Source organism: Streptomyces sp. NPDC031274 (assembly GCF_055570235.1).
This window is the reverse complement of record NZ_JBVIHP010000016.1, coordinates 117,258-131,953: the sequence shown is the minus strand read 5'-3', so window position 1 is coordinate 131,953 and position 14,696 is coordinate 117,258. Positions and strand designations below refer to the sequence as shown.

At 70.7% G+C, this 14,696-nt stretch carries 15 protein-coding genes; 6 read left to right on the top strand and 9 right to left on the bottom strand.

Going from position 1 to position 14,696, the window contains the following annotated elements; all coding sequences use genetic code 11:
- Entirely contained in the window at positions 1–696 is a 696-nt protein-coding gene (locus ACZ5CR_RS25015) for a type 1 glutamine amidotransferase domain-containing protein (protein WP_468861042.1), read from the bottom strand.
- 130 nt (positions 697–826) lie between these two features.
- Here ACZ5CR_RS25015 and ACZ5CR_RS25010 point away from each other — a divergent pair, with 130 nt between their 5' ends.
- A complete protein-coding gene (locus tag ACZ5CR_RS25010; RefSeq protein ID WP_468861040.1) occupies positions 827–1,780 on the top strand; it encodes a LysR family transcriptional regulator in 954 nt (317 codons plus the stop codon).
- Between the two features lie 27 nt (positions 1,781–1,807).
- On the opposite strand, the gene ACZ5CR_RS25005 is transcribed toward ACZ5CR_RS25010, so the two are convergent.
- Positions 1,808–2,200: a nuclear transport factor 2 family protein gene (locus tag ACZ5CR_RS25005; protein WP_468861037.1), complete on the bottom strand. Its 393-nt coding sequence runs from the start codon at positions 2,198–2,200 to the stop codon at positions 1,808–1,810.
- 86 nt (positions 2,201–2,286) lie between these two features.
- Here ACZ5CR_RS25005 and ACZ5CR_RS25000 point away from each other — a divergent pair, with 86 nt between their 5' ends.
- Positions 2,287–2,862 (top strand): PadR family transcriptional regulator, encoded by a 576-nt coding sequence (locus tag ACZ5CR_RS25000; RefSeq protein ID WP_468861034.1) that lies wholly within the window; start codon positions 2,287–2,289, stop codon positions 2,860–2,862.
- A 107-nt stretch (positions 2,863–2,969) separates the two neighbouring features.
- On the opposite strand, the gene ACZ5CR_RS24995 is transcribed toward ACZ5CR_RS25000, so the two are convergent.
- Positions 2,970–6,200 carry a cytochrome P450 gene (locus ACZ5CR_RS24995; RefSeq protein ID WP_468861032.1) on the bottom strand — a complete coding sequence of 1,077 codons (3,231 nt, stop codon included), beginning with the start codon at positions 6,198–6,200 and terminating at the stop codon, positions 2,970–2,972.
- A gap of 220 nt (positions 6,201–6,420) precedes the next feature.
- On the opposite strand from ACZ5CR_RS24995, the gene ACZ5CR_RS24990 reads away from it, so the two are divergent.
- A complete protein-coding gene (locus tag ACZ5CR_RS24990; RefSeq protein ID WP_468861273.1) occupies positions 6,421–7,002 on the top strand; it encodes a PAS domain-containing protein in 582 nt (193 codons plus the stop codon).
- A 57-nt stretch (positions 7,003–7,059) separates the two neighbouring features.
- Here ACZ5CR_RS24990 and ACZ5CR_RS24985 read toward each other — a convergent pair whose 3' ends face one another.
- The 5 genes from ACZ5CR_RS24985 to ACZ5CR_RS24965 form a co-directional block, all read right to left on the bottom strand.
- Complete coding sequence (locus ACZ5CR_RS24985; RefSeq protein ID WP_468861029.1) at positions 7,060–7,398, bottom strand: helix-turn-helix domain-containing protein; 339 nt, start codon at positions 7,396–7,398, stop codon at positions 7,060–7,062.
- A gap of 473 nt (positions 7,399–7,871) precedes the next feature.
- The gene (locus tag ACZ5CR_RS24980; protein WP_468861026.1) at positions 7,872–8,180 is read right to left on the bottom strand and encodes an SCO5918 family protein; all 309 of its coding nucleotides are present in this window, start codon (positions 8,178–8,180) and stop codon (positions 7,872–7,874) included.
- A gap of 64 nt (positions 8,181–8,244) precedes the next feature.
- Positions 8,245–9,762 carry a DEAD/DEAH box helicase gene (locus tag ACZ5CR_RS24975; protein ID WP_468861024.1) on the bottom strand — a complete coding sequence of 506 codons (1,518 nt, stop codon included), beginning with the start codon at positions 9,760–9,762 and terminating at the stop codon, positions 8,245–8,247.
- 264 nt (positions 9,763–10,026) lie between these two features.
- A complete protein-coding gene (locus ACZ5CR_RS24970; protein WP_190084283.1) occupies positions 10,027–10,230 on the bottom strand; it encodes a cold-shock protein in 204 nt (67 codons plus the stop codon).
- 236 nt (positions 10,231–10,466) lie between these two features.
- The gene (locus tag ACZ5CR_RS24965; RefSeq protein ID WP_468861022.1) at positions 10,467–10,955 is read right to left on the bottom strand and encodes a DUF3662 domain-containing protein; all 489 of its coding nucleotides are present in this window, start codon (positions 10,953–10,955) and stop codon (positions 10,467–10,469) included.
- 224 nt (positions 10,956–11,179) lie between these two features.
- Between ACZ5CR_RS24965 and ACZ5CR_RS24960 the strand changes: the two genes are divergently transcribed.
- Positions 11,180–12,037, top strand: coding sequence for an RNA polymerase sigma factor SigF (locus tag ACZ5CR_RS24960; RefSeq protein ID WP_468861270.1), 858 nt, complete (start codon positions 11,180–11,182; stop codon positions 12,035–12,037).
- A gap of 101 nt (positions 12,038–12,138) precedes the next feature.
- Positions 12,139–12,534 (top strand): STAS domain-containing protein, encoded by a 396-nt coding sequence (locus tag ACZ5CR_RS24955; protein WP_389905576.1) that lies wholly within the window; start codon positions 12,139–12,141, stop codon positions 12,532–12,534.
- Between the two features lie 59 nt (positions 12,535–12,593).
- Here ACZ5CR_RS24955 and ACZ5CR_RS24950 read toward each other — a convergent pair whose 3' ends face one another.
- Positions 12,594–12,740: a hypothetical protein gene (locus ACZ5CR_RS24950; RefSeq protein WP_389905577.1), complete on the bottom strand. Its 147-nt coding sequence runs from the start codon at positions 12,738–12,740 to the stop codon at positions 12,594–12,596.
- 311 nt (positions 12,741–13,051) lie between these two features.
- Between ACZ5CR_RS24950 and ACZ5CR_RS24945 the strand changes: the two genes are divergently transcribed.
- A complete protein-coding gene (locus ACZ5CR_RS24945; protein WP_468861019.1) occupies positions 13,052–14,560 on the top strand; it encodes an FUSC family protein in 1,509 nt (502 codons plus the stop codon).
- The last annotated feature ends 136 nt before the right edge of the window (positions 14,561–14,696 follow it).

Below are 14,696 nucleotides of genomic sequence, written 5' to 3'. Positions count from 1 at the left end.
TCAGGCCAGCTTCTTGACGAGCTCGTCCGCCAACGGGGCTGCGGACGCCGGGTTCTGACCGGTGATCAGGTTACGGTCGACGACCACCTTGGGGGCCCACGGGGCGCCCTCCTGGAAGTCGACGCCCGCCGCGACGAGCCGGTCCTGGAGCAGCCACTTGGCCTTCTCGGCGAAGCCGGCCTGCGTCTCCTCGGCATTGGTGAAGCCGGTCAGCTCGTACCCGGCGAACGCGTTGGAGCCGTCCTCCTTGGTGGCCGCGAGCAGCGCGGCCGGGCCGTGGCAGACGACGCCCAGCGGCTTGCCCGACTCCAGGGCGGCGGTGAGGAGCCTGCCGGACTCGGCGTCGACGGCGAGGTCCTCCATGGGGCCGTGGCCGCCGGGGTAGAAGACGGCGGCGTAGTCGGCGAGGTCGACCTCCTCCAGCTTGAGCGGCGTGAGGAACTCGCTGATCTCCGCGAGGGTCACGGCGACCTTGTCGGCGCCTTCCTGGCCGCCGTTGACCTCGGGCGCCAGGCTCGCCTGGTCGACGGTCGGCACGACGCCACCCGGTGTCGCGGCGACGATCTCGTGCCCGGCCGCCTTGAACGCCTCGTACGGCGCGACGGCCTCCTCGGCCCAGAAGCCGGTGGGGTGCTGGGTGCCGTCGGCCAGCGTCCAGTGGTCGGCGCCGGTCACGACGAACAGAATCTTGGACATGTCTCTCTCCGGGGCTGAGATCTTGCTGGGCTCTGTCTGCGACCTCTGACGTTCTGTGCGCAGAACGTCAGGCGGTGCTGTCCTCGAACGTAGAGCGGGATGCCCAACGAAATCCAATAGGCTGACCCATATGGGAGATAGAAATTCCGATGGATCGGCGGGAACGGCCCCGGCCGGGGGCCCGCTGGACCTGAACCTCCTGCGTACGTTCCTCGCCGTGTACCGGTCGGGTTCCTTCACCGCCGCCGCCCGCCTGCTCGGCCTCTCGCAGCCCACCGTCACCACGCAGATCCGGGCCCTGGAGCGGCAGGTCGACCGGGAGCTGTTCGAGCGCCTGCCGCGCGGTGTCGCCCCCGCGCCGTACGCGGACGCGCTCGCCGCCCGTGTCGTCGATCCCCTCGACGCCCTCGCCGCGGTCACCGGGCACGGCGGCCCCCTCGACGGCGCCCCGGCGGAGCCCGTCCATCTGGCGGGCCCGGCGGAGATGCTCTGCCACTGCGCGCTGCCCGCGCTCGCACCGCTGGTCGAGAAGGGGGTCCGGCTGCGCGTGACCACCGGACTGACCGACCGGCTCCTGGACGAGCTGCGCGCGGGACGGCATGACCTGGTGATCGCCACGGACCGCCCCCGTGGGCGCTCCCTGAGCTCCGTGCCGCTTGCGGACGAGGAGTTCGTGCTGGTCGCGGCGCCCTCGTGGGCCGAGCGCATCGGCGGCGACGGGCGCATCGCCGCCGAAGGGCCGGGGGTGCTGCTCGGCGTCCCGCTGGTGACCTACGCCGAGGACCTGCCGATCGCCCGCCGCTACTGGCGGCACGTCTTCGGCAAGCGGCTGACCTGCGAGGCCTCCGTCACCGTCCCCGACCTGCGCGGTGTGCTCTCGGCCGTCACCGCGGGCGCGGGATTCTCCGTGCTGCCCCGCTACCTCTGCCGTGACGCGCTGGCCGCCGGAACCCTGGTGCTCCTCCACGACCCGCAGGACGCCCCGATCAACACAGGCTTTCTGGTGCAGCGCCCCGGATCCGCGGACAACCCGCATGTCGCCCTCGTGCGGGACCGTCTCGTCGAGTCGGCCCGCGCCTGGTAGCGGCGGGTGCCTCCCGATGGGCGCCGCCTACGCGTCCGCCGCCTCCCCCATGATCTGGTCCCACTGGGCACCCATGGCCGCGGCGAGCGCCTGGGCGGCCGACAGGGGGCGGACCATCACCATCAGCTCGTCGATCAGCCCGTCCTCGTCGAGGTGGAGGAAGTCGCACCCGGTGATCTGCCGGTCGCCGACCCGGGCCTCGAAGACCAGCGCGGAATCGCGCCCTCCGGCGTCGTTGATCTCGCGTACGTACCGGAAGTCCTCGAAGACCCGTGTGACGCCGCGCAGGATCGCGGCGGTCGTCGCCCTGCCCGGGTAGGGCCGGAACACCACCGGGCTGGAGAAGACGACGTCCTCGGCCAGAAGGGCCTCGATCGCCGCGTGATCGTCGGCCTCGACGGCCTTGCGGAAAGCCTGCATGCCCGCGCACCTCACCCTCATGCGTTGATAGTCAACTTGTTGAATAGGTGTGAAGGAGAGTAATCACATCGGTATACGGTGTCCAGATGTCTCTCAAGTACGCGGTGCTCGCGGCGCTCCTGGAGGGCGAGTCGTCCGGCTACGACCTGGCCAAGATCTTCGACGTGTCCGTGTCGAACTTCTGGTCCGCGACTCCCCAGCAGCTCTACCGCGAACTGGAGCGACTCGCGGGCGACGGCCTGATCGACGCCCGTGTGGTGCAACAGGAACGCAGGCCGAACAAGCGGATGTTCACGCTCACCGATGCCGGTCTGCGGGATCTGCACGCCTTCTCCGCGCAGCCGCCCCGGCCCATCGCCATCCGGGACGAGCTCATGGTCAAGGTGCAGGCCATGGACGGCGGCGATCCGGCCGCCACCCGCGCGCTGATCGAGGAGCGCATGGAGTGGTCACGCGGCAAGCTCGCCCGGTACGAACGGCTGCGCCTCCACCTCCTCGGCGGCCGCGAAGAGGCGGAGTACCTGCGCGACGCCGAGCGCATCGGCCCCTACCTCACACTGATGGCGGGCCGTTCCCTGGAGGAGTCGAACCTGCGCTGGGGCGAGCAGGTCCTTGAGATCATCGACCGGCGATTCGCCTACGCCGCCGAGGGTGGGGCTTGAGGCGGCAGAAGGGGAAGCGGCGAGCGGCATAGGCATCGGTAGCGGCAGTGAGCCGCACGCCGGCCCCGGCACCCCGGACCCGGCGTGAGCCACTCGTTCTGCCCCCCCTATCCAGCCGCGTACACATCCTCCACATAACGCCCTTGCGCGGTCAGCTCGCCGAGCCACCGCTCGGAGTCCGCAGCCGTGGCCCCCGGCGTACGGCCCTGATGAAGCGTGCGCAGGGCGTCACGCACGCCCGGCGCCATCCGTGAGCCGTCGCCGCAGACGTACACCCGTGCTCCGGCGGTCAGCAGGTCCCACACCTCGTCGGCCTCCGCCGCGATGCGGTGCTGGACGAAGGCCGCTCCGTCGACGGGGGAGGCGCTGAAGGCGGGGCGCAGCGAGACCGCACCGGCGGCTTCCGCGGCATGCAGCTCCTCGGCGTGCAGGAAGTCCGCATCCGGGTCGTCGCAGCCGAAGTAGCACAGTGCGCGGGGGAGTTGAGCACCCTTTGCCGTCAGTTCCGCGCGGTCCGCGATCGTGCCGCGGAACGGGGCGAGGCCGGTACCCGCGGCGACCATGATGACGGGCGCCGCGTCCGCGTGGTCGATGCGGAAGGCCTCACGGCACGGCTGGACGCGGGCGAGGACGGTGTCGCCCGTACGCACCCCGTTGAGATGGCCGGAGCCCGTGCCGCGGTACAGCAGCCCGCTGCCCGAGCGGGCCGGGGCCTGGAGGAGGGACACCATCAGGTCGGCGTGGCCGGGGCTCACCCCCGGCGATGAGGACACCGAGTAGTGGCGGGGCCGCAGGGGCGTGAGCACGTCGAGGAGACGCGGCCACTCCAGGGCCCCGCGCAGGGCCGGGCAGTCCTCGATCAGTTCGAGCAGTGTCCGCCCGTCGGACGCGCGGGCCGAGGCGTCGTCGGCCAGGGTGCTGAGAGCGGCTCGCTCGGGCGGGCAGGGGTTGGCGGCGGCGAGCACGGCCAGCTGGACCTCGGTGGGCCGGTCCTGCAACTCGACGTGGTGCGTGAGGAGTTGGCGCACCGTCAGCGGGCGGTCGACGGCGAGACCGTCGCGGCGCGGGCGGCTAGCGCGGATGTCGAGGACCGCGTCCAGGTCCACGCCGAGCGCGGCGGCGGCCCGGTCGACGAGCGCCGGGTCGTTGACCGGCAGCACGCTGAGATGGTCGCCGGTGCGGTAGGTCACGCCGTCGGGCAGGGCGAGCCGTACGAAGCGCTTCGTACGGGGATGTCCGGGCGCGGTGAGGTCGTAGGCCTCACTGACCGTCATCGGAACAAGGCCGTGCCGCGCGGCGAGCGCGTCCAGCGGACCGCCGGTCAGCTCGCGGACCTCGTAGGCGTCCGAGGAGGCGGCGGCGTCGGGAGCCTCCAGCGCGGTGGGATCGCCGTACCGCGCAAGAAGCGCTGTACGCAGCCGCGACGTGAACTCGCGTACGGTGCCGCCGAGATCGCCCGACGCGTCGGCCGCCGTGCGCTCAAGGAGCCGGGTGCCGCCCAGCTCCGCAAGGCGTTCGTCGAAGCGTGTCGGGACGTGCTGATAGGTGGCGGCCCAGTTGCGGTCACCCACGCCGAGGACCGCGTACGTGACGTTCTCGGCGGTGCCGGCCGGGGCGCCGTCGAGCCAGGAGGCGAACACCGTGGCGTCGTCGGTGGGCCGGCCGTTGTACGAGGCTGCGGTGATGACGACCGGGCGGTCGGCGGGCAGCGCCCCGGCGTACTCGTCCAGCGGCGCGACCTCGGTCTCGCAGCCCACCGACGCGGCCTCGTCGGCGAGCCGGGCCGCGAAGTCCCGGCAGGTTCCGTAGTTGCTGCCGTGCAGGAAGAGCGCGCGGGTGCCGGGAACGACGCGTGCGGGAAGCACGGTGGCGTCGGGCTCCGCCGCTTTCGGGCCGGACGCCGCGCCGGGCAGCGGGCCGTGCACGCGGTCGGCACCGGTGCGCGGTGTCAGCGTGAGCGTGAAGCCGTCGGGCTTGAGGGTGAGCGTCTCCTTGACGGTGAGCCGGTAGTCGGCGTGGTCGTGAAGGCGGTAGCGGTGCACCAGCATCCCGAGGAGCATGGTCGCCTCGTGGAGAGCGAACTGCCGCCCGATGCAGGCCCGTTCACCGGTTCCGAACGGCTTGAACGCGTGCGGGGAGCGCGCGGCCTCCGCCTCCGGGGTGAACCGCGCCGGGTCGAACAGCTCCGGGTTGTCGCCCCACACGGGCTGCCGGTGCAGCATCGGCGCCAGGACGGTGACGTTCTGTCCGGCACGGAGCGGGATGCGGCCGCCGAGGAGCGTGTCCTCGCGGGCGTGCCGTCCGAACGCGGCGGCCGTCGGCCACAGCCGCAGCGCCTCGTTGAGCACCTGGCGCGTGTACGTGAGCCGCCCGATGTCGTCGAACGTCGGCTCGGGGTCGGCCGTGTCGCCCCACACGGCGTCCACCTCGCGCCGTACGAGGTCGAGGACGGCGGGATGCTTGGCGAGGTAGTACATCGCGAACGACATCGCGCCGGACGTCGTCTCATGGCCCGCGATCAGGAAGGTGATGACCTGGTTGCGGATGTTGGCGGTGTCCAGCTTCGTGCCGTCGCCCGGGTGCGCGGCGCTGAGCATGAGACCGAGCAGGTCATCGGCGGGTCCGGCGCCGGGGGCGCCACCGGCCCGCGCGGAGATGACCTCGTCGACCACTTGCGCCAGATAGTCGGCGTCCGCGCGGAAGGCCGCGTCCGCCGCCGAGTGGTCGGTGCCCGGCGTACGGCTCAGGCGCGTCATGCTCCACTCCAGGCAGCGGACCATGGAGTCGATGAAGGGATGCGGCTCGGCCCGCTCGAACGACCCGAAGTCGTAGCCGAACCCGGCGAGTCCGATCGTGTCCAGCGTCATCCGCGTCATGTCACCCGGTACGTCCACGGGGAGCCCGTCCCGCGCGCCGCGGTCCCACGACTCGATGAGGCGGTGGGCGACGCGCAGCATCACCGGGTGGTACGTACGCATCGAACCCAGCGCGAACGCGGGCATCAGGATGTCGTGCGCGCGGGCCCAGTTGGGCTCGTCGTTGTACGCGGTGAACAGTCCGTCGGCGGTGAACTCGCGCACGTTCTGCAGGGCGGGGCCGACGTGCTTGGCGAAGCGGGTCTCGTCGGCGAGTTCGGTGACGAGATCGAGATCGCTCACGAACAGCGCTTCGCGGCCGTGCAGACGGCGTCGCACCACGGGCCCGTGCCGGCGCAGCATCTCCATGATCTGCTGCAGCGGGGCAGGCCCCTGCCCGGTGGCGGAGATGTCGATCAGCGGTACGCCGTCGAGATCGGGACCGGCGTCCTGAGGGAACGGTGCGATGGTGGTGGGGGGCATGGCGTGACAACTGCCTTTCGCCGTACGGAAGTCACTGCACACCCAGCTTGACCGCCGCCCCCGTGGGTTCACGCCGCTCCACTACATGATTGTGTAGTGGTGAACGGCACCCCGCTCTTGACTGCTCCGCGCCGAAGCTGAAAGGAGTCGCCCTGTGGACTCCGAGGGCTTTGTGGACCCCGCGAATTCCGTGGACTCCGTGCTGTGGCGCAACCGCGCCATGCTCCTCTTCAACCGCATCCCGATGCCGGTCGCGGTCTGCGAGGCGAGCGGGGCGATCATCATCGCCAATACGGCGATGGCGGCGGAGTGGGGTGAGACCTCCGGCACCCTGCGGGGCCGCAACGTACTGGAACTGTTCCGCCCCGAGGAGGAGACACAGGTCCTGCGGATCGCCGAGGCGCTGCGGCTGCGGCACCGCTCGCGCTATCCGGTCGCGGTGCTCTGGACGGCGGCCGACGGTGTGCGGCGCCACGGTGAGCTGACGGCGGAGCCGGTGAGCGACACGGTCGACGAGGTTCCCGGCCTCCTTGTGCTGCTCCGCGTCCTGGGCGAGGACCGCGCCCCCGATCCGGCCCCCGCTGAAGCCGCGACCCCGGCCGAGGCGCGCATCCTGGCCCTGCTCGCCGGCGGCGCCACGACGGCACGGGCGGCCCGCGAGACGGGCCTCACCCCGGACGGCGTCACCTACCATCTGCGCCGTCTGACGGAGCGCTGGGGCGCGGCGAACCGGACGGAGCTGGTGGCGCGGGCGTACGCGCTGGGTGTTCTCGCTCCGGGGGTGTGGCCTCCGACGGCCTGAACCGGGCCTGCCGGGGGAGTGGACCCGCCCGGGAGTGGGCTCGGCGCGCGGGCGATATCAGTGCGGGGCGCCGCTCGATTCGTCGGCGTCGCGGCGGTACTCCATGTTGATGCGCTGGGCCTCCTCGAGCTGGTCCTCGAGGATGACGATGCGGCAGGCCGCCTCGACCGGGGTGCCCTGGTCCACCAGTTCGCGGGCGCGCGCGGCGATCCGCAGTTGGTAGCGGGAGTACCGCCGGTGTCCGCCCTCTGAGCGGAGCGGTGTGATCAGCCGGGCCTCACCGATGGCCCGCAGGAAACCGGGTGTGGTGCCGAGCATCTCGGCGGCCCGCCCCATGGTGTAGGCGGGGTAGTCGTCGTCGTCCAGACGACCGCTGAGCGGGGTATCTGCAGTCATGTCACCTCGTTATGGCACGCGTCGAGGGGCCCTGATGCCGTACGGCACCAAGGCCCCGAAGGAAATTCAACACCATCGGTCGGGCTCGTTGCTGCGCCGACCTCTTCTTTCCGCTCTCCGGCCCGTGAACAGGCGGGAATACGGGGATCGCTGATGCGTGACCGAGGACCACCTTCCAATCCGGGGTCTTGCGGCACCCGGGCCGAATCGATCTCGGGCCGGGCGATCCTGATGGCGTCTGCTCCTCCGTCCTCCCTCTTGATCTACAACTATGAGAGAAAGCCTAATCATGCGACAGCGCAATGTCTACGCTGACAAGCATAGATTTTGTGTGCTGCCACCCGGGCGCGTGCGGGACACGTACGTGCGTGCGGGACACGTACGTGCGTGCGGGACACGTACGCAAGGAGGGCCCCACCGGCGTACCGGTGGGGCCCTCCTTGCTGCACTGCTGTCGCGTCCTGCGTCTCCCGCTACACGGGAGTGGAGGCGCCGAGCAGCGCCGACGCTGTCTGGAGCGGGGTGAGGTCGCGCGGGGCCGGGTCCTCGGAAGGGGTGCGGCAGGTGAAGCCAAGGAGCGTCATGGCGCGGGTGACTTCCCCGGCGCTGAAGTCACGCCGGTCCTGCCGGGTGATGACCGCGCCCACCTGCTTGATGGGGTAGTGGCGGCGGCCGATGATGACGGAGTCACCCGTGATCGGCTCGGGCTTGATGCCCTTCATCGTCTCAAGGACGCCGCTCTTGGTGAGGTCGAACGGGAAACGGGCGATGACGCAGCGCATGGGTGCCTCACAGGTGAGGAGGGGGACGGCTGACAGGGTTGAGGCGATCGACGCCAGAAGGGCCTCAGGCGGCCGGGCTGGAGACGGAAGGGCCCTGAGCGGCGCGGCGCGGACCGCGGTCGGTACGCCGGTCCTGGGCGCTGCGGCTGCGACGGCCACGGGAAGAGGGGGAGCCGCCGCGACGGGGGCGCTCCGAGGCCGGCACGGTGATGGTGACCGGGATGCCTGAAGGAGCCTGGGCGCCGGTGATGCGGCTCAACTCCTCGTCTCCGGAACGCACCTGGGCGGTCTGCGGGGTGATGCCCGCGGCGGCCATCAGGCGGGTCATGTCGCGACGCTGGCCCGGGGTGACCAGGGTGACGACGCTGCCGGACTCACCGGCCCGTGCGGTGCGGCCGCCGCGGTGGAGGTAGTCCTTGTGGTCGGTCGGCGGGTCCACGTTCACGACCAGGTCGAGGTTGTCGACGTGGATGCCGCGTGCGGCCACGTTGGTCGCCACGAGCACCGTCACATGACCGCTCTTGAACTGGGTCAGGGTGCGGGTGCGCTGCGGCTGGGACTTCCCGCCGTGCAGGGCGGCAGCGCGGACGCCGCTGCTCAGCAGGTGCTCGGTGAGCCGGTCGACGGCGTGCTTGGTGTCCAGGAACATGAGCACCCGGCCCTCGCGCGCCGCGATCTCGGTCGTCGTCCGGTGCTTGTCGGCGCCGTGGACGTGCAGCACGTGGTGTTCCATCGTGGTGACCGCGCCCTGCGAGGGGTCGACGGAGTGGACGACCGGGTCGGAGAGGTAGCGGCGGACCAGGAGGTCGACGTTGCGGTCGAGCGTGGCCGAGAACAGCATCCGCTGGCCCTCGGGGCGCACCTGGTCGAGCAGCGCGGTGACCTGGGGCATGAAGCCCATGTCGGCCATCTGGTCGGCCTCGTCCAGGACGGTGATGCCGACCTGGTTCAGCCGGCAGTCGCCCCGGTCGATGAGGTCCTTGAGCCTGCCCGGCGTGGCGACGACGACTTCCGCGCCGCCGCGCAGCGCACCGGCCTGCCTGCCGATCGACATGCCGCCGACCACCGTGGCGAGCTTCAGCCGCAGGGCACGGGCGTAGGGAGTGAGCGCGTCGGTGACCTGCTGGGCCAGTTCGCGGGTGGGGACGAGGACCAGGGCAAGGGGCTGGCGCGGCTCGGCGCGCTGACCTTCCGTGCGGGCGAGCATCGCGAGTCCGAAGGCGAGGGTCTTGCCCGAGCCGGTGCGGCCACGGCCGAGTACGTCGCGGCCCGCGAGGGAGTTGGGCAGGGTCGCACCCTGGATCGGGAACGGCTTGGTCACGCCTTCGCGGCCGAGCGCGGTGAGCAGCGGCGCCGGCATCGCGAGGTCGGCGAACGCCTCGACGGCGGGGAGCGCGGGGGTGATCGTGACCGGCAGGGCGAACTCGCCCTGGGGCGCGGACGGTCGGCGCCCGTAGCCGCCCGAACGGTTCGGACCGCCGGAGCGGCCGCCGGACGGAGCTCCGTAACGGTTCCCGCTCCTGCCGGAGCCAGAGCCGGAGTTCGAGCGGTAGGAGCGGTCGTTCGTACGAGTGCGGTTCATGCGGAACCTTCCTTGATGCGGCACGTACCAAGGAATTTCCGCAGCGAGAGCACAGCGCGGAGAATCGCGAGAACGGGCCGGGGGAATGCGTAAAGCGAATGCGCAGAGCGAATGCGTATAGCGAATTCGTCAATCTGATCCGGGCGACGGTAATTGCTGTGCGCGTGGATGCGCGGGAAATCCGTGGCCGGGATGATGTGTCAAATGCACGAGCTGGGGCCCGCACCCAAGGTGCGGGCCCCAGCTACGAAGTGCGCGTGAGCGTCAGGCGGGAACGATGTTCTCGGCCGTCGGGCCCTTCTGGCCCTGGGCGATGTCGAAGTTCACCTTCTGGCCTTCCTGGAGCTCACGGAAGCCCTGGGCGGCGATGTTCGAGTAGTGGGCGAAGACGTCGGGGCCGCCGCCGTCCTGCTCGATGAAGCCGAAGCCCTTTTCCGAGTTGAACCACTTCACGGTGCCGTTAGCCATATTAAATCTCCTTCGGGGCAGTGCCCGGAGCCCGCACTGTGCGGACTCCGCGTCGCCGCGATGATTGCCCCGCCGGAAATGACCGGAAATACAAAAGTGCTCCCACCGGCCGAAAACGACTGGTGAGGGCACTTGAAGTTTTTGGGAACCACAACTGCAACTGAGATCGACAGTAGCACGGTGCGATCGGCTCTGTGTGGTTAAAAAATGCGCTCCGGGCGTCGCGCAAGAAACTCTCAGAGCGCGTCGCGCTGATTTCTCTCACGGCCGGCACACATATTGGTCGGCTCGAAACACAGCGTTTCTGCCGCAGGGGTCTGCCCGGGGATGATCCCGAGGGCCACCTCGTGTTCCGCGGGGGTGATGCGGCCGTGAACCTGGAACCTGCCGACCGCGTCGCCACCGGCCGACCGCAGGCTGACCGCGACGGGTCCGGCGAACGTGTAGCCCTGCTCGGCGGCGTGGCGGTGCACCTGCGCCGCGAGGTAGCGACTCAACTCGGTGCTGGTGGTGCTCAGCCGGCGGTGGCTCTCCGGCGGCAGCTCGATGACGAACGCGTTGGGCACGAGGACACGCTCGCGCCCGAGGATCAGCGCGCTGTCATCGCACTGACGGCGCAGTATGGCGACCACTTCCCCGCGCTTGTGCCTGGGCGGAAGCAGCAGAGTCCACAGGTTGGTCGTCCATCGCTCCATGGTGTGTTCGATCCGGTTGATGAGTTGCATGCCGCTTCCGCTGCCCGGCGCCCCAGGGCGCACACTCACCCGATGGGGTGGCAGGACCGGATCCGGGGCTGACTTCCAGGGTTCTTATACGGAGAGTCAAGTCACGGGAATGTAACGGCAGATGGTGGGTAAGAGCCCGTGCACGGCGCGCTCTCAGCCCGGGGGCGCCTTGTGTTTCGGGAGTGACGATGGTGGCCTCGACGACGAGCAGCCAAGGACCCACGATGTCGTTCGCCGAACGACATACCGCCGGCCCCGACATCGCCGCAGCCGACCCGACGGCATCCGAACACCCCCTGCCCCCCGTCGTCGGAAAGCGCACGGCCGATCTGCGGGCCCTCTCCAAGACGCTCTTCGCCCGCCTCGACGCGGTGGAGGAAGGCACGCCCGAGCACTCCTACGTGCGCAACTCGCTGGTGGAGCTGAACCTCAACCTCGTGCAGTACGCGGCGCATCGGATGCGCCCGCGCGACGAATCGTTCGAGGACGTCGTCCAGGTGGGCACGATCGGCCTGATCAAGGCGATCAACCGCTTCGACCTCCAGCGGGGCGTGGAGTTCCCCACCTTCGCGCTGCCGACCATCATGGGCGAGATCAAACGGTTCTTCCGCGACACCACCTGGGCCGTGCGCGTTCCCCGCCGGCTTCAGGAACTCCGCCTGGACCTGGTGAAGGCCACCACCGATCTGGAACAGACCAACGGGCACACCCCGACCACGGCGGAACTCGCCGAGCATCTGGACCTGGACGAGGCCGAGATCAGCGAAGGTCTAACCGCCGCCAACGGCTACACCACGGCCTCCCTGGACTTCCCGGCCGACGGCGTCGACTCCGACGACACGCTGGCCGACCACGTGGGCTACCGCGATCCGGAGCTGGACAAGGTCGAGGACCTGCACACCCTGAAGCCGCTCATCGCCGCGCTCCCGGAGCGCGAGCGCAAGATCCTCGCGATGCGCTTCGCCGCCGACATGACGCAGAGCGAGATCGGTGCGGAGCTGGGCATCTCCCAGATGCACGTCTCGCGCATCCTCACCCGGATCCTCGGGCGGCTGCGGGTCAAGCTCCTCGACAAGAGGTAGTGACGGGGCGCGACAAGAGGTAGCGAGGGGCGCGAACCACGCCGAGCTGTGCCGGGAGAGGCTTCTGCGCCGATCTCGGTACGATGGCTCATGGGGGTGCGATGTCCACAGAGACCCATCGCCTGACCATCACCGAGCTCGCGAGTTGCTCCGACTCCGCGGTGCTGCGGGTCAGCGGCGAGCTCGACCAGTCTTGCGAGGAGTTCTTCCTGCGTACCCTCGGCGCCAGTGTCGAGGCCGGGCACCGGCATCTGGTCCTGGACGTGACGGCGCTGATGTTCTGCGACTCGCGCGGCCTGAACTGCCTGCTCGCCGTGCGCTGGCTGCTCGCCCGCCGTGAGGGCAGGCTGCTCCTGGCCGGGGCGGGGCGGCGCCTCTCGGAAATGCTGGCGCTGACCGGCAGCACGGAACTTCTCCCCGCCCACCGCACGGTCGGCCAGGCCCTCCTCACCCTGCCGGAGGACGAGCGCCCGCAGTGGCCGCCGAGGGCGCCGTAGCCCGCGGATCGCGTACTGCGGCTCCTCGCCTCCTCGCCTCCTCAGCGTCTCGGCAAAGCTCAGTGGCGTCCTCGGATCTTGCCGAGCATGCGCTTGGCCTGGGCCCGCTTCCTCGGGTCGGCCGAGGCCTGGCGGACCTGACGGATCGTGCGCTGCCCCTGAGGGCTGCGGACGAACTGCTTGATGCGGTCGATCACTCCGGGCATGGCGACTCCTGAGACATGAGAACCACCGCCCTACGGCGGGGTGCTCGGGAGCTACCCAGGTCAGCGGCGCTTACGCCACCGCCGCGGCCCAGGGTGCTCGCCGGTGCATGGTCCGTTGGCCCTCCCGTGGCGCGACGTGAGGGCATATGAGTGGGCCAATGGCTCAGTGAAACTGATGCCTGTTGAGCCAGTGAGGCTCTTGATGGTGTGATGTGGCTGTCGATGGCGCTGCGGATTCCCGCGGCGCCTTTTGCATGCGGGCAGGTTGCGTGCGAACAGGTCGAGCTGGACGCGAAAGGGGCGGGGAAGCTGTGCTGAGGAGCGTGTTCGTGGCGCCGGATCCGGGACGGGTGCGGTTGCGGTTCGCCGCGCGGGCCGTCATCGGCATCGCGCTCGCGGTGACCGTGTGCGGTCTGGCCGGGCACTCGCTCGCCGCGGCGATCACCGGCGGGCTCGCGGCGCTGCTCGCTCTGTTCACCGTGGGCGACGCGACGGTGAAGGGGCAGGCCGTCACCACGGCTCTGCTGCCCGCGGTCGGGTTCCCCGTGCTCGCCCTCGCGGCGATGCTGCACGACGTACCCGTGGCCCGGGACATCGCCTTCCTCGGTGTGATGGGCCTGGGCGTGTACGCGCGGCGGTGGGGGCCGCGCGGGCACTCGCTCGGGGTGTTCGCGTTCATGATGTTCTTCGCGACGCAGTTCCTGCACACGGGGCCCGAGCAGCTGCCCGAGCTGTTCGCCGCCATCCTGCTGTCCCTGTGCGCCTCGTCGTCCGTACGGTTCGGGCTGTGGTGCTACGAGCGCCGCCTGCCGCCCGCTGCCGTGCCCGCAGCGCCGGGTGGCAGGGGCCTTGCCAGGACGACCACCCGGCAGGCGGTCCAGGCGGCGCTCGGCGGCGCCTTCGCGCTCGCCGCGGGCCAGGTGCTCTCCGACCAGCGCTGGTACTGGGCCGTGGGCGCCACCTGGTGGGTGTTCGTGAACACCGCGTCGAGCGGGGAGACGCTGGTGCGGAGCTTCAGGCGGGTGCTCGGCACGGTCATCGGCATCGGGGCCGGTTTCGTCCTCGCGGTCCCGCTGCACGGTGCGCCGGCGCCTTCGGCGATCATCGTCGCCGTCAGCGTCTTCGGGATCTTCTACACGGCCGCCGTCTCGTACACGTGGATGATGCTCGCGGTCACCGTGATGGCGGGCGTGCTCTACGGGCTGCTCGGGGTGTTGAACCCGGGGCTGCTCGCCCTGCGGGTCGCGGAGACCGGCGTGGGGGCGCTCGGTGCCGTACTCGCCGTGCTCCTCGTGCTGCCCGTCACCACGCACGCCACGACGAACGCCTGGATCGAGCGCGCCCTGCGCTGTGTGCACGCCTGCACGGAGGAGGCCGCGGCCCGGCTCGCCGGGTCCCGGCACGCCGATCCCGCGCCACGCGTCGCCGAGTTGGAGCAGCTCCTCGGGAAGGTGCGGTTCTCGCTCGCTCCGCTGGTGCACCCGTTCAGCCCGCTGCGGGCCCGCAAGGAGCGCGCCCGCCAAGTGCTCGCGCTGCTCGACGCCTGCGCCCGCGAGGTGCGCGGGCTCGCCTCGATCGCCGCGGACCCCGAGGCCTCGCACGACGACCGGCTCGCCGCCGCCTGCTGGCGCGTGGAAGCCGCGGTGGAGGCACTCACCGCGCCGGAGGCGGCTCGCGGACCGGCCGCCGACACGGTCGCTCTGCCGCATCCCTCCACCGCCGAGCCGGTGTTGGCCCATCTGCACGGCCTGGAGAAGGCGCTCGTCGAACTGGCCGTGCCGCTGCGCACTTCGACTCGTACGCCTCTGATCGGGGCCTGAGTCCCCGTCCGGCGCGATCTGGCCGAGGCGATCGATGTCACCCGGTCGATGACACATGACGTGGCCGTCGAGTGGTAGGTGAACTTCCGCCCCTCCGGGCGCCTGACCCGTCCGGCGCCCGGAGGGTGCAGTCGAA

Bases quoted from the DNA above. Each gene is read 5' to 3' on its own strand.
- ACZ5CR_RS25010 (WP_468861040.1), top strand. From the start codon at position 827: ATGGGAGATAGAAATTCCGATGGATCGGCGGGAACGGCCCCGGCCGGG.
- ACZ5CR_RS25005 (WP_468861037.1), bottom strand. From the start codon at position 2,200: ATGCAGGCTTTCCGCAAGGCCGTCGAGGCCGACGATCACGCGGCGATC.
- ACZ5CR_RS24975 (WP_468861024.1), bottom strand. From the start codon at position 9,762: ATGAACCGCACTCGTACGAACGACCGCTCCTACCGCTCGAACTCCGGC.
- ACZ5CR_RS24960 (WP_468861270.1), top strand. From the start codon at position 11,180: ATGTCGTTCGCCGAACGACATACCGCCGGCCCCGACATCGCCGCAGCC.
- ACZ5CR_RS24955 (WP_389905576.1), top strand. From the start codon at position 12,139: ATGTCCACAGAGACCCATCGCCTGACCATCACCGAGCTCGCGAGTTGC.
- ACZ5CR_RS24980 (WP_468861026.1), bottom strand. From the start codon at position 8,180: ATGCGCTGCGTCATCGCCCGTTTCCCGTTCGACCTCACCAAGAGCGGC.
- ACZ5CR_RS24970 (WP_190084283.1), bottom strand. From the start codon at position 10,230: ATGGCTAACGGCACCGTGAAGTGGTTCAACTCGGAAAAGGGCTTCGGC.
- ACZ5CR_RS24985 (WP_468861029.1), bottom strand. From the start codon at position 7,398: ATGACTGCAGATACCCCGCTCAGCGGTCGTCTGGACGACGACGACTAC.
- ACZ5CR_RS24990 (WP_468861273.1), top strand. From the start codon at position 6,421: ATGCTCCTCTTCAACCGCATCCCGATGCCGGTCGCGGTCTGCGAGGCG.
- ACZ5CR_RS25015 (WP_468861042.1), bottom strand. From the start codon at position 696: ATGTCCAAGATTCTGTTCGTCGTGACCGGCGCCGACCACTGGACGCTG.
- ACZ5CR_RS25000 (WP_468861034.1), top strand. From the start codon at position 2,287: ATGTCTCTCAAGTACGCGGTGCTCGCGGCGCTCCTGGAGGGCGAGTCG.
- ACZ5CR_RS24965 (WP_468861022.1), bottom strand. From the start codon at position 10,955: ATGCAACTCATCAACCGGATCGAACACACCATGGAGCGATGGACGACC.
- ACZ5CR_RS24950 (WP_389905577.1), bottom strand. From the start codon at position 12,740: ATGCCCGGAGTGATCGACCGCATCAAGCAGTTCGTCCGCAGCCCTCAG.
- ACZ5CR_RS24995 (WP_468861032.1), bottom strand. From the start codon at position 6,200: ATGCCCCCCACCACCATCGCACCGTTCCCTCAGGACGCCGGTCCCGAT.